Here is a 14,059-nt window from a genome sequence, read left to right on the forward strand (position 1 = left end):
AATGCTGAGATAGATCATTTATAAAGGATCAGTCACATGAAGATAGGGAGAGAATCCGATGAGATTTTGGGAAATAGTTTGATCGTTATTAATTTCTGTCTTCTGGGATGGACTCTATTCACCGGACGGAAGACAAAGCGTTGGCGAGCAAAAAGGCTGGAAGCATTAAAACGGAAATAATCTGCAATTGTCGGTGTATTACTGCTCATTTTAGCCGTTACGAATCCTAAAAAAGGTGATTTTGCTAATTATGTGAGTAAGAAAGCAGACACAAATCATTCACTTTGTAGCATCTGTTGCTTTTAAGCTTATGGGAATGGAAAGAGATAATTTTATTTTATTTTCTAAGTTCTCATTTTATAACACAAATGGAGAGAAAGTTGTTGTGTTTGGTTTATTGAATAGTGTCTTTTTTAAATTGTAAGAAATGGTTGAATAATACAATAACAGTGTCGGAACATGATATTAGCTTTATCTGAAAGAAGCCTCCCCCAATAGGAGGCTCTTTTTTTTCGCAAAATTTAGAGTTAGAATAAAAGTCTTTAAAGACATGGAATATATAGGTTGACAAAAGATTGAGTTACCCTTATTATACAATTAACACATTGGTAATTGTTAAAAGAGAGAAAAGGTTGTGCTTACCGTGTCAAACAAAGAGGCCTTAGAACAATATGATGTCCAACAATATCGAACGCCAGATGGATATACATCAGATATTGCTGTTTTTACGATATTACCTGTTACTATCGAAGAATTCAAACCGCCAGAGATGGATCTCAAGATTATGCTCATCCAGCGGAGTAAGCTGAACAGCGAAGGAAAGCCAAATATCGAAGCAGGGAAGTGGGCATTGCCTGGTGGCTTCGTCAATCCAAATGAGACTGCCTATGAAAGTGCAAAACGGGAGTTGCAAGAAGAAACAGGTGTAGAGGACATTCACCTTGAACATTTCGGTGTATACGATAAACCAGGACGTGATCCGCGGGGCTGGATGATTACAAATGCACACTTTGCGATTGTTCCAGAGCACAAATTGTCGCAAAGACAGGCAAACGATGATGCCTCAGATGTTCAATTGTTCTCGATAAAAGAGGTTATGAATCTCGATCTTGCTTTTGATCACGCTCAAATCATTGCTGATGCGATTCATGTGATTCGTCAGAAGCTACTTGAAACGACTGTCGCCAAGGAATTTCTGCCCGAAGAATTCACGTACTCGGAACTGCAAGCCGTTCTCCTTACGGTCACTGATGATTCCGCGATTGCGTTGGAATCGGCATTTGCAAGAAAGATCAAATCTTTGCCCTTCATCCAAGAGGTTGCAGGGAAGAAGACAACCCGAACATCGAAACGACCGACACAGTTGTACCGATTCGTCGAAATGGATCTGAACAAATCCATTTACCATACCAGAATGTGATGGATGATAGCTGATTACAATAAGATGGTGACTAAAGTAAATAGCATTTCTAAGTCGATGTGCGATGGTTGAGGTGTTATTCTGTACTTTATGTCACTACTCTTTTTTACCTTATACAATTAACAATTTTACAATAGTTAAATTAAAGGGGGCACTTATTAATATTGACTATACAAAGGACTTTGTTGCTGCGGATGGGGCATTAACTTGTGGAGCACCAGGGCAAGCGATTGACAGACGAATTACTCAAATAACGAGAGAGTTTATTCAAAGCGGTGATTTCGTTGTATTCGCAATTGACATTCATAAGGAGAATGATGCATTCCATCCGGAAACGAAGCTGTTCCTGCCGCACAACATTGAGGGAACCGAAGGTCGGAAGCTCTTTGGTCAATTGGAGAATTTGTATCAAGCAAATAAAGACGCAAATAATGTCTATTGGATGGACAAAACTAGATACAGTGCATTTGCAGGAACGAACTTAGAACTGCAACTTCGAGCAAGAGGAATCATTGAACTTCATCTTGTAGGCGTTTGTACGGACATTTGCGTACTCCACACCGCAGTAGATGCTTACAATAAAGGCTTCGATATTGTCGTTCATGAGGATGCCGTTGCAAGTTTTGATGCCGAAGGTCATGTATGGGCACTCAGACATTTCAAAGGATCGCTCGGAGCTGCAGTAGTCAAAAAGGAGGAAAACGAAGATGAATAAGATTGAGCTTCCGGTATTCAATCATTGTGATGACAGTCTCGCGCTGCATACCGATAAATATCAAATTAACATGGCGCAAGTCTACTGGCAAAATGGCATGCATGAACGAAAGGCAATTTTTGAAGTGTACTTCCGCAAGCTTCCATTCCAGAACGGATATGCGATTTTTGCAGGCTTAGAACGAGTCATCCGATATTTGAATGATTTCCGTTTTACTGAGAGTGATTTGAGTTATCTTCATGAAGAAGGATACAGTGAAGAATATCTGGACTACCTTCGGACCATTCGTTTCACAGGAACCGTTCGTTCGATGAAAGAAGGGGAACTGGTTTTTGCAAATGAACCGATTATGCGGATTGAAGCACCTCTGGCCGAAGCACAGTTAATTGAAACTGCGATACTTAATATCGTTAACTACCAAACCCTTATTGCAACAAAGGCATCTCGCATTAAGCAAGTTGCTGTTGATGATCATTGCATGGAGTTCGGAACTCGAAGAGCACAAGAACTGGATGCCGCGATTTGGGGTACGAGAGCTGCATACCTTGCGGGGTTCGAAGCAACGTCGAATGTAAGGGCAGGGAAGTTATTTGGCATCCCGGTCTCGGGCACACACGCTCATGCAATGGTGCAAGCATATCGTGATGAATACAAGGCATTTAAAGCCTATGCAGAAACACATAAAGACTGTGTATTCCTTGTTGACACCTATGACACACTGAGATTAGGTGTCCCTACGGCAATTAATGTGGCAAAGGAATTCGGTGATCATATCAACTTTAAGGGTATTCGACTTGATAGTGGAGACTTAGCGTACTTATCGAAAGAAGCTCGTAAAATGCTTGATGAAGCTGGTTTCCCAAATGCCAAAATCTTTGCCTCAAACGATCTCGATGAACAAACCATCATGAACCTGAAAACACAGGGAGCTAGAATAGATGTGTGGGGCATTGGCACCAAGCTGATTACAGCGTATGATCAACCCGCTTTGGGTGCTGTATACAAGCTGATTTCAATTGAAGACGAAAACGGAGATATGGTCGATACGATCAAAATCAGCTCGAATCCTGAGAAGATTACGACCCCAGGACGACGCAAACGTGTATTCCGCATCGTCAACAAGGTGAATGGGAAATCGGAAGGCGACTACATTGCACTGGAACATGAAGAACCGCAGCATGAACAACGCTTGCACATGTTTCATCCCGTTCATACGTATATCGCAAAATTCATAACGGGATTTGAAGCGAGAGAACTTCATCATACCATCTTTGAAAATGGCAACTTGGTGTACGATGTACCTACGCTTAAAGAAATTAGGGAGTTTGTAAAAGAAAATCTCGATGTATTATGGGATGAATATAAACGCACTCTCAATCCAGCAGAATACCCTGTTAACCTTAGTCAAGAATGCTGGAATAACAAGATGCGATTGATTGAAGAAGTTCGAAATAAAGTTCAAGCGGCTCTCGAAGCATAGAAGGAGGCTGGATGAGATGGCGAAAATCGGGATTTATGGATCATCCTTTGATCCGATCACGAATGTCCATCTTTGGACAGCAAGCACCGTAGCGCATCGTTGCAAGCTGGACAAGGTGATTTTCCTGCCTTGTTCTAGTAAGCGGCAAGATAAACAAATGAATGTTTCGGATGAACATCGTATCAACATGGTTCGGATTGCGATTGAGGGCAATGACAAATTTGAAGTTGATGAGTTTGAAATGAATCAACCTGGTTGGGAAATCGCCACGTACAAAACAATGAAGCATTTTCGTGAGAAATTTCCGAATGACGAAGTGTATTTCATCATGGGTGCTGATCTGCTCGTCGATATCGGTGAAGGGAAATGGAAGCGGGCAGAGGAACTAATTCGTGAGAATAAGTTCATTGTCATGGCAAGAGACGGCATCAATATGCTGTCGGCCATTAGCAGATCTCCAATTCTTCGGAATGCAGATGATGGCCACACGTTTCATTTGATCGACAAGGGGCTGGCAATGGAGATTAGCTCTAGTTATATCCGAGACGAATTCAAAATGGGCGGAGAGCCGCGCTACTTGGTTCCTGATCAGGTTTACGACTACATTCAAATCAATCACCTATACAAATAGTGAAAGGGGAAGCGGGAAATGAATAAGCAAACAGATATCATGAACGCACTGCATGTAAAACGCACGATTGTACCTGCGGAAGAAATTCGAAATCGGGTGAATTTCCTTAAAGAGTATTGCCGTACAACGGGAGCGAAAGGATTTGTGTTAGGAATCAGCGGGGGGCAGGATTCGACACTTGCAGGACGATTATCCCAATTGGCGGTTGAAGAGCTTCGTGCAGAAGGCTATGAAGCCAAGTTCATTGCAATCCGTCTGCCTTATAGGACACAAAAAGATGAGGACGATGCAAGGCTTGCTCTGCAATTCATTAATCCTGACGATGCGCTTACGTTTAATATAGAGGCTCCTGTAGATGTATTTGCAGAAGCTTATGAGGGTGCTGACGGAAAGGCCCTTTCGGATTACCACAAAGGGAACGTGAAGGCAAGAATGCGTATGATTGCTCAGTATGCTGTGGCAGGCGAGCATCAATGCCTTGTTGTTGGAACCGATCATGCCGCAGAAGCAATCACTGGCTTCTACACCAAGTTTGGTGATGGCGGAGCTGATATTCTCCCGCTAGCTGGACTTACGAAAGGTCAAGGGCGTGAACTCTTGATCGAGCTGCATGCACAAGAACGCCTATATCTGAAGACGCCAACAGCAGATCTTCTCGACAACAAGCCGCAACAATCTGATGAAGCTGAGCTTGGTTTGGAATATGCGGTGCTTGATGAATATCTAATCGGCAACGAAGTTGCTCCAGAAGCGAAGGTGAATATTGAAACCCATTACGCGGCGACACAACATAAACGGGAACTGCCAGTAACACCATTCGACCAATGGTGGAAGTAAGGAAACAGACAAACATATTGATAGTAGGAGCCGCGTACACCGCGGTTTTCCTGCAGCGATGTAAAAAAATGAAAGTACTAGACTGAAAAATAAAGTGTTAGACTGAGTATATAAAGTAGTAGACTCACGAGGAGGATACATACATGTATACGTATCATTTTGAGAAAGTTAAGATTGGGATTTCGCAAAAAAACGCAGAAACTAAGGTGCAAGAGATCATCTTACGAACATGCTAAGGATGGCTGGCGCTTAGTTCAAGTTATCCCACCCTATCATGGGGCGTTTACTCCGAGTTTTGAAATCATCTTTGAGAAAAAAGAATAGTAGCTACGAAGAAAATATCGCTGTGGGCGTGATAAAGGAGTGTCTCAACATTCCAATTTCGACATTGAGACACTCCTTTTTTATTTCACGTTGATTGGTAGTGGTGCATCAGGTGCTACCAGTTTTTGTTCGCGCACTTCTTCCCAGAACGCTGCCGGGATTATAGTGTTCAATGCAGCTTTGTCTTCCGCAATTCGCTCAGGGCGGCTAGCACCAGGAATGACAGCAGCAACTGCCGGATTAGCTAGAGAAAATTGTAAAGCAGCAGCCTTGATGCTGATTTGATATCGATCTGCAATGCTTTTGAGTTTCTCAACTTTTGCAATAATTTCTGGTGACGCTTTTTGATATTCGAAGTTAGTGCCTCCAGCCAAAACACCTGAGCTATATGGACCACCAACGACAATATCCATATTATTTTTTATAGCTGAATGCATTACCCGTTGTAGCGCGCGCTCGTGGTCTAATAATGTGTACCGACCAGCTAACAAGGATACATCTGGCTTAACTTCTTCCAATTCCAGCATGAGTTCAATTGGTTCTACTCGGTTTACTCCGAGTCCCCAACCTTTAATGACTCCTTCATCACGTAAACGTGAAAGCGCGCGGAATGCCCCTGTTCGGGCAGTTTCAAATTGTGAAATCCAATTGTCGCCATAAAAGTCTTGCGCAACGTCATGAATGTATACAAAATCGATACGATCTGTTTGTAGACGTTTCAAGCTATCCTCAATTGAGCGAAGAGTTGCATCTGCGCTATAGTCATTGATGACTTTATTTTTACGGCCGAATTCGAAAAGACCGCCTTTTTCACCCAAATCACGTGTAGATGGATCTTCTAATTCATCCGAAATAATTCGACCTACTTTTGTACTCAACACATACTCATCACGATTTCTTTTCGACAGTGCTTCACCAAGACGCATCTCCGCCAAGCCAGACCCATAAAGAGGGGCTGTGTCAAAGTAACGAATGCCACTCTCCCAAGCCGCATCTACAGTTGCAATTGCTTCCTCTTCCGGGATATCACGGTACATATTACCTAGCGGTGCAGTACCAAAACCTAGTTTACCTTGCAGTATATTTCCCATTGAATAAACCCTCCTAAGATTTGTTCTGCATCTATTTGAAAAGCTGATGAATCAGTATGAAACGATACTGACAAGATTGATTATTGATCATTCAGACTAAAAAGAGAAGTACGTACTTATTAGTAACGTAGGGACTAAAAAGTACCCTATGCAACTGCGTATTACATGATCAACCTCTTAAATAAAACTTTTACTTACCGTGTGCATCATATAGCAGGCAATGATAAGAAGAACGAAATCAAAAATCGTTGTGATATAATTCGAATAAAAAAGGAGAATATGTAGGTGGTTTCAAGGGAAAGTTTAGAAAAGAACCAAATCGGCGTATATGCAGTGACATTAGTTGTAGGAGGGGTAGTGGGCTTGGTAAGTCCACGCTTAGGAGGCTTACTAGAACCCTTGGTTTCATTTGCAATTGCAATCCTTTTATTCAGCATGTTTTGTCAAATTCCATTTCTGAAATTAAGGGAAGCACTCACAAATAAACGCTTCATAGGAGCCTTGCTGCTTGTGAATTTTATCTTAATTCCATTGCTTGTACTCCTATTAATTCAGATTTTTCCTCAGCCTGGACCCGTTCTGATTGGAGTTTGCTTGGTACTTCTAACACCGTGTATCGATTATGTCATTGTTTTTACTCAATTGGGCAAAGGAAATGAAAAGCTAATTCTCGCGTCTACTCCAATTCTCTTTGTTGTCCAAATGATCATGCTACCTATTTATCTGTGGCTATTCATTGGTGGTGAGGCATCTGAGATCGTAAAAATTGGCCCATTCGTTGAAGCTTTTGTTTATTTGATTATTGTCCCTTTATTCTTTGCATTAATCATTCAATATGTAACTAGAAGACATACACGCGGCATGCAAACACTGGACTTTACAGCATGGCTGCCTGTCCCGCTTATGGCACTTGTGCTCTTTATGGTGATTGGCTCTCAAATTGACAGGGTGGTAAAGGATTTTCATGTCATTATTGCTGTGATACCCATTTATGTATTATTCCATATCGTTTCTCCGGTCATTTCCCGAATCATATCGACTGTTTTTCGTATAGGCCCATCAGAGGGAAGAGCACTTATTTTCAGTGCTGGAACTCGCAATTCGCTTGTTGTACTTCCACTTGCTCTTACTTTACCGGGGGAGATGGCTACAATAGCAGCGTCTGTGATCGTAACCCAAACCATTATTGAACTGATAGCAGAGCTTATATATATAAATGTAGTGCCTAATTTTATTTACCGAGATGCATAAAACACAGAGGCAGCCGGCAAGCAACGATCGGCTGCCTTTTTCGTCTAAACATCCTTATTATGATGAAGTCCGAATCGCTTTCGTGGCTTATTTTTCGTCCGCTTTTTCAAAATATACGATTCCACTTTGCTAGCTAACAAACACATCTTATATTTCAATATTTCGTCAATATAATGGAATTTTCTACACTAATTTTCATTTCATAATTCATAAAATAGTGCATTAGAATCTAATTTGGTTAAATATGGGATGATATAATTGTTTTAAATGATGGGTAATTATTCCATCATACATTCTCATTCCAGGAGGGTTTGCCAATTGTTTAAGAAATCATTAATGCTCACTTCAATGGCCGCTGTTTTATTTTGTAGTGCAATACTCCCGGCGACACAAGCATTTGCTGCTGCAAAACCTGCACCTGTAACATCAGTAACCGTTAAAGTTACGGATGGACAAGTTGAAGCTTCCGGAAAGTTGGGTGTGCTGGTTAAAGGTGCTCTCGGTGAAATTAAGGGATCCGTTACAACCGGTGGTGAGGTACTCTACTATGTTGCAAAATGGCTTAATAAAGATACGGCGAAATATTTTGTAAACAACACCAGCAAAATCATTAATGGTATTGATAATGCAATAGCCGAAATCGATAATGCAACAGACTATGCTACTGGAACGATAAGAACTATCGTTCTTGATGGCCTTCGCAGTGCAGGTGTTCCTGATTCATACGGTGTACCAATTGCTGAAGCAATTGCTGCGACAGTTGACTGGCTTCTGCTGTAATTAAATTCGAAATATAGGGGGAGGGATCTTCAGTATTCCTCCCTTTCTATTTATGCACTTAAGGTGAATGGAACAATGGAACAACGACTTGCGGAATGAATAGAACTAGTTAGGCATCAAAGCAATCAAATTCTTGAGTTACATTTCGATTGGGATTGGTTGTGAAGATTTACTATAAATGGTGATTCAAAACCAATCTCCTGCCCGGTTTTTACAAACCGTATGGGAGATTGGTTTTGATGATATAAGAAGCTGCTTATACTTTACTCTTTGCGACTTCTTGATATAATGCCTCCAAATGCTGCTGAACGTCTCGAAGTTCATCTTTTCCCCTTAATGTAATATCGTATAGGGAAGCTGTTATAGTTAAATAGCCTTCGTTCGTCAGATGATCCAGCTCTTGTTTTACTTGTTGTGGGCTAAATTGATAGCCGTGGCTGTTCATTTCAGGTTGGATCTCCTCAGGTGTAAGTGCATGTTGATTCGCATGATACAACAGGTGTATTCGTGCAAATGCGTTTTCGAAATCTGAATACATGGTGAAAAATCCTCTTTTCATAAATGGTATTCAATCACTGTTATAATTGTTTTTTTGTTCCTGCATTATGCATTCCCCCGACGAATCGGTTGAAAAATATACTTGATCATGGTTAAACTTCTTGTATGATCAGCTAGCATTCACTTTACAACAATCAACGAGGTATAAAACATGACAAAAACCATTCTAATCGTCGAAGACGAGCATATATTGCGGGAAATTATGAAAGACTATTTTAGCAACGAAGGATATAACGTTCTAGAAGCAGGGGATGGCAAAGCAGCATTACAAATATTTCAGGAAAATAACGTGGATCTGCTTATTCTTGATATTATGCTGCCAGAATTAGATGGTTGGTCCGTATGTCGTCGGATTCGAAAAATTTCAAATGTCCCTATTATTATGCTGACCGCTCGCGTAGATGAGGACGATACACTGCTCGGGTTTGAACTGGGTACAGACGACTACGTTACCAAGCCTTACAGCCCTCCAATCTTACTCGCACGAGCGAAGCGATTGCTAGAAAACAGACAAATGCAAGAAATGGACAACGAAATGATCACTAGCAGCGGCATTTCAGTCTATATGCAGTCTCGTACGGTTACAGTAGATGGAGTTAGCTGCAGCTTGACTCATACTGAATTTGAAATACTTGCGTACTTAATGAAGCACAAAGGGATTATTAGCACGCGCGAACAATTGATAACGAGAATATGGGGTTATGACTATGAAGGCGATGAACGGACGGTCAACAGTCATATACGGAATTTGCGTCAAAAACTAGGGGACAAATCTGAGTGCATCGCTACGGTTGTTCGATCTGGCTATAAATTTGAGGAGATAACATGAAAAAAGGGATCGTTTTCAAATTATTTGTGTTAACAACCGCATTATGTTTACTTATCCTCGCCATCATTTATTTTGGACAGACCGTATTTTTCAAGAAATATTATGTCCATCAAAAGGTAGAGAATGTGAAAGCAAGCCTTGAAGCATTCGCTCAAAACTATGCTAACCCAGACAATCACACGGTAGAGATACAGCGGCTGGAACAGGAATTTTATCGAGAGCATAATACATGGGTAACTGTACTGGATCAACTCGGCAATATAAAAGAAAGCAATGATGACTCGATCGAAGTTGAAATAAATGGCGTTCGTGGTGGGGATTTCGCTGCCAAAACCATCACAATCCCTTTATATAGCTTTAATGATTTTCAGGGAATCCGACAAGGACATGAATTTCTACGAAAAGGGACCGACGCCGTAATTCAAGTCCTTAGAAAAGGGATAGAAGTTATTCCTTATCGAATGAGCATATATAACTTCGCACTTACGTGGGAGAATAATCAAATTGCAAACAAAGAACATGAGCTCTTTCCAAATGGAAATGAGGAAGATTGGAATAATGAGAAATTCCCTAGTCTTTACTTAACCGGAACCATAACGAAAACGACACTTCCTGCAAAAAATGAACCTATACGATTTATTTATTCGAACCACCTGTTCTTAGACCGAATCAGAGCATTTCAAGCGGAATTGCTATTGAAGAATGCAGAGGAGGCAGCAGCTACATTAGAAGGTACGTACGAAGAGAATGATATCAAATATAAACAGTTTGTTATGCCTATAAAAGACAAAGAGGGGAGGGACGCATATCTATTTGCAATGACCTCCCTGCAGCCAGTTGATGAAGCCGTACAGATGATCCAGGATTATTATCTTTATCTCATTGTATTCGTTCTGGTGCTTATATTGCTGGCCTCGTTCTATTATTCTAAAGGTATCGCCAGACCTTTATTGCGAATCAATCAAATGACCAAGAAAATAACGGAGCTGGATTTCTCTGAAAAACTTCCGATTACGTCAAAAGATGAAATCGGAGATCTCTCCGGCAATATTAATGAGCTATCGGACAAGTTACATTCCTATATCCAGAAGCTTCAACATGACATTGAAAAAGAAAAGCAGTTGGAGCATACGCGTAAGGAATTTATTTCTGGTGTATCTCATGAATTGAAAACCCCTCTGAGTGTCATCCAGAGTTGCCTGTCGATATTGAAGGATGGAGTAGCGAACCACAAGAAGGATTATTACTTTGCCGCGATGGAGAGTGAAGTGAAGAGAATGGATCTTCTTATCGTGGACATGTTGAAATTAGCTAAATATGAATCAGGTACCTATAAAATACAACTAGACACATTCCGTATCGATACAGTCATTGATGAATCATGTAAGAAGCTCTCTGCAGAAATCGTAAAAAAGCAATTGAGTTTACAACTATCTCTTGCTCCGATCGAAGTCGTGGCCAATCAGCTCCTCATCGGTCAAGTCATCGTCAACTTTATCAATAATGCGATACGCTACACACCAGAGGGGCATTCCATTCATATTTCCATGACTGAGGAACAGGAATCGGTGAAGGTATGTATTGAAAATACAGGTGTCCATATACCGTCAGAGAAAATCGAGAAAATATGGGATCGCTTTTATCGGGGAGAAGCTTCCCGTCATCGTTCTACTGGAGGAACTGGCCTGGGACTAGCCATTTCCAAAAAAATATTGGAATTGCATGAGGTTAATTACGGTGCACGCAATACAACAGATGGTGTTCTGTTCTTTTTCTACCTCAAGAAAAGCAACTTTTAAATAAGCCAAACCAATTCAAATTCGTTATCTAAGAGCAGTTCTTGCTGAAATCAAGAACGTGCTCTTATTTTATTTCATATCAATCTCTTCTGCACTTTATCTGCATCTCTCCACATTAAACTATCCATTGTTATGAGGTAAGACACACATACATCAATGGACAAAAAAGTGAGTCACAGGAGAGGAAGATTAATTATGTTAAACACATGGAAAACAATACTGCTGGCAGGGATGCTTGTTATTTCCCTAACAGCTTGTGTACATCCAAATGGGGGAGGATCTTCGCCGGCAGGTGATACAGAGAAGTCAATGAACAAAGACGAAAAAACGCTAAAAGAATCCTCAACATCAATGAATGAAAATGATGAATTGAAATCGTTGTTCAAAAAAAGTGTATTCTTTGGCGATTCCATTACAGAAGGATTTATTTTTCATGATGTTTTGGACATCAGGAATGTATTTGGAGAGGCCGGTAAAACAGCCTTTTTCGCGGTAAAAGACAATGACGCGGCCAAACTGGTCGAGAGAAATCCTGAGCATCTATTTATCGCACTCGGTTCAGATGACATCCTTTGGCCAACAGATAATCCGTTACAATTTGCGATTCAACAATACGGAAAACTTCTCGACCAGATCAAAGAGAAGCTCCCTTCAACCAAAATAACGATATTGTCAGTGACCCCGGTAACAGAGAAAGCATTAAAAGAAGAGCCGCGGTACTCCAATATTGCCGCTTACAATCAAATGTTGAAAGAACTGGCCGGCAAAAAACAAGTAAAGTATGTCGATGTGTCTTCTATTGCTGAGCAGAATCCAGCCCTCTATGAGGAGGATGGCATTCATTTCAAAGCTGAATTTTACCCGCTTCTGCTCGATTTTCTGAAAGGCGAACTGTAATACGCTTCTCATGAAGGAGGTCGACGAGCGTTGGTATTTAGCAGTCTGATTTTTTTGTACCTGTTTTTGCCGATAACCCTTCTCATCTATTTTATAGCGCCGAATCAGCTGCGAAATGTAATTTTGATTGTAGCAAGCTTAGTGTTCTATGCATGGGGAGAACCTGTATACATCTCTCTCATGATCTTTTCAACTGTAATCGATTATGGGTATGGGTTGCTTATTGATAAATATCGGTATCGAAAAAGTACAGCTAGAGCATTGTTGGTCTGTTCCCTTGTCGGAAATCTTGGGATTCTCGGTTTCTTTAAATATTACGGATTTCTGGTCGAGAACCTCACTTCTCTGTTCGGCATGCATGTAGAAGTGACGACACTCCCGCTCCCTGTCGGCATTTCCTTTTACACATTCCAGACCATGTCATATATTATCGACGTGTATCGAGATAAGGTTCCCGTTCAGAAAAATCTCATCGCTTTCGGTACCTATGTGACGATGTTTCCGCAGCTTGTTGCAGGGCCTATCGTTGCATACGGCGATGTTGCGAAGCAACTTACACTGCGAAAGATTACTTTATCGCGATTTGGGGAAGGCACACAATTGTTCGTTAGAGGCCTTGCAAAAAAGGTGCTGCTTGCGAATCATATCGGCATGCTCTGGTCAAGCATCAAAGCAACACCTGCGTCTGACTTAACCGTAGCATCTTCTTGGATCGGCATTCTTGCCTTTACCTTGCAAATTTACTTCGACTTCAGCGGATATTCAGATATGGCGCGCGGCCTTGGCAAAATGTTCGGCTTCGATCTTACAAAGAATTTCAATTATCCGTATATTTCAGCCAGCGTGTCAGAGTTTTGGCGTAGATGGCACATATCACTAGGCTCTTGGTTCCGGGAGTATGTATACATTCCTCTAGGCGGGAACAGGGGAGGGATCATGAAGCAGCTTCGCAATTTGTTTATTGTGTGGTTCCTGACCGGATTGTGGCATGGTGCAAGCTGGAATTTCATCATATGGGGTCTTTATTTCGGATGTTTTATTGCGATTGAGAAGCTGATCCTGCACAAATGGCTGCAGCATTTACCTCGCGTAATGGGGAATTTATATACACTTCTCATTGTTATGGTTGGATGGGTATTCTTTGATCTCGATCGTCTATCTGCAGCTATATCATATGTAGAGACTATGTTTGGCTTGAGCACACACCATTTTGCTGATAACAACACTTATTATTACTTGTCGACGAATCTCGTTATATTACTGCTTGCGGTGATAGCTGCTACGCCGTTGCCGAAGATGACGATTTCAGCCCTGAAGAGAAGATACCCATTAGTCAGCGTAATTTTATCGCCAATCCTTTATGTTCTATTCCTGCTGCTTTCTACAGCTTATTTGGTCAATGACACGTATAATCCCTTCTTGTACTTTAGATTTTAAAATGGTACAT

General features: G+C 41.2%; 14 protein-coding genes. 12 read left to right on the forward strand and 2 right to left on the reverse strand.

From position 1 onward, the window contains the following. Positions 1-643 precede the first annotated feature (643 nt). The 6 genes from JSQ80_RS25740 to JSQ80_RS30120 all read left to right on the forward strand — a co-directional run bounded on the left by JSQ80_RS25740 (position 644) and on the right by JSQ80_RS30120 (position 5,407). Complete coding sequence (locus JSQ80_RS25740; RefSeq protein ID WP_206097331.1) at positions 644-1,420, forward strand: NUDIX domain-containing protein; 777 nt, start codon at positions 644-646, stop codon at positions 1,418-1,420. Positions 1,421-1,484: 64 nt separating this feature from the next. Beyond that, positions 1,485-2,135, forward strand: a complete 651-nt coding sequence (locus JSQ80_RS25745; RefSeq protein WP_240463815.1) for a cysteine hydrolase family protein — start codon at positions 1,485-1,487, stop codon at positions 2,133-2,135. Then, positions 2,128-3,615 (forward strand): nicotinate phosphoribosyltransferase, encoded by a 1,488-nt coding sequence (locus JSQ80_RS25750; RefSeq protein WP_206097332.1) that lies wholly within the window; start codon positions 2,128-2,130, stop codon positions 3,613-3,615. Before JSQ80_RS25745 ends, JSQ80_RS25750 begins: the two co-directional genes overlap by 8 nt. Positions 3,616-3,631: 16 nt before the next feature. Further along, a complete protein-coding gene (nadD, locus tag JSQ80_RS25755) occupies positions 3,632-4,246 on the forward strand; it encodes a nicotinate (nicotinamide) nucleotide adenylyltransferase (RefSeq protein ID WP_206097333.1) in 615 nt (204 codons plus the stop codon). Between the two features lie 18 nt (positions 4,247-4,264). After that, positions 4,265-5,083: an ammonia-dependent NAD(+) synthetase gene (gene nadE, locus JSQ80_RS25760; protein ID WP_206097334.1), complete on the forward strand. Its 819-nt coding sequence runs from the start codon at positions 4,265-4,267 to the stop codon at positions 5,081-5,083. A gap of 174 nt (positions 5,084-5,257) precedes the next feature. Then, complete coding sequence (locus JSQ80_RS30120; RefSeq protein ID WP_206097335.1) at positions 5,258-5,407, forward strand: DUF4177 domain-containing protein; 150 nt, start codon at positions 5,258-5,260, stop codon at positions 5,405-5,407. Positions 5,408-5,487: 80 nt separating this feature from the next. Here the strand turns inward: JSQ80_RS30120 and JSQ80_RS25770 are convergent, their stop codons facing one another. Continuing rightward, a complete protein-coding gene (locus JSQ80_RS25770) occupies positions 5,488-6,498 on the reverse strand; it encodes an aldo/keto reductase (protein WP_206097336.1) in 1,011 nt (336 codons plus the stop codon). Positions 6,499-6,783: 285 nt separating this feature from the next. Here JSQ80_RS25770 and JSQ80_RS25775 point away from each other — a divergent pair, with 285 nt between their 5' ends. Next, a complete protein-coding gene (locus JSQ80_RS25775) occupies positions 6,784-7,749 on the forward strand; it encodes a bile acid:sodium symporter (RefSeq protein ID WP_206097337.1) in 966 nt (321 codons plus the stop codon). Positions 7,750-8,067: 318 nt separating this feature from the next. After that, complete coding sequence (locus JSQ80_RS25780; protein ID WP_206097338.1) at positions 8,068-8,529, forward strand: hypothetical protein; 462 nt, start codon at positions 8,068-8,070, stop codon at positions 8,527-8,529. 256 nt (positions 8,530-8,785) lie between these two features. Here the strand turns inward: JSQ80_RS25780 and JSQ80_RS25785 are convergent, their stop codons facing one another. Beyond that, a complete protein-coding gene (locus tag JSQ80_RS25785) occupies positions 8,786-9,067 on the reverse strand; it encodes a hypothetical protein (protein WP_206097339.1) in 282 nt (93 codons plus the stop codon). Positions 9,068-9,238: 171 nt separating this feature from the next. Between JSQ80_RS25785 and JSQ80_RS25790 the strand changes: the two genes are divergently transcribed. The 4 genes from JSQ80_RS25790 to JSQ80_RS25805 all read left to right on the forward strand — a co-directional run bounded on the left by JSQ80_RS25790 (position 9,239) and on the right by JSQ80_RS25805 (position 14,049). Continuing rightward, positions 9,239-9,916 carry a response regulator transcription factor gene (locus JSQ80_RS25790; RefSeq protein WP_206097340.1) on the forward strand — a complete coding sequence of 226 codons (678 nt, stop codon included), beginning with the start codon at positions 9,239-9,241 and terminating at the stop codon, positions 9,914-9,916. Continuing rightward, positions 9,913-11,715: a sensor histidine kinase gene (locus tag JSQ80_RS25795; protein ID WP_206097341.1), complete on the forward strand. Its 1,803-nt coding sequence runs from the start codon at positions 9,913-9,915 to the stop codon at positions 11,713-11,715. Before JSQ80_RS25790 ends, JSQ80_RS25795 begins: the two co-directional genes overlap by 4 nt. A 195-nt stretch (positions 11,716-11,910) precedes the next feature. Beyond that, positions 11,911-12,612, forward strand: coding sequence for a GDSL-type esterase/lipase family protein (locus JSQ80_RS25800; protein WP_206097342.1), 702 nt, complete (start codon positions 11,911-11,913; stop codon positions 12,610-12,612). Positions 12,613-12,642: 30 nt separating this feature from the next. Then, the gene (locus JSQ80_RS25805; RefSeq protein ID WP_206097343.1) at positions 12,643-14,049 is read left to right on the forward strand and encodes an MBOAT family O-acyltransferase; all 1,407 of its coding nucleotides are present in this window, start codon (positions 12,643-12,645) and stop codon (positions 14,047-14,049) included. Positions 14,050-14,059: the final 10 nt, after the last annotated feature.

It is taken from the genome of Paenibacillus apiarius (assembly GCF_017052585.1).
Classification (GTDB): Bacteria; Bacillota; Bacilli; order Paenibacillales; family Paenibacillaceae; genus Paenibacillus_B; species Paenibacillus_B apiarius.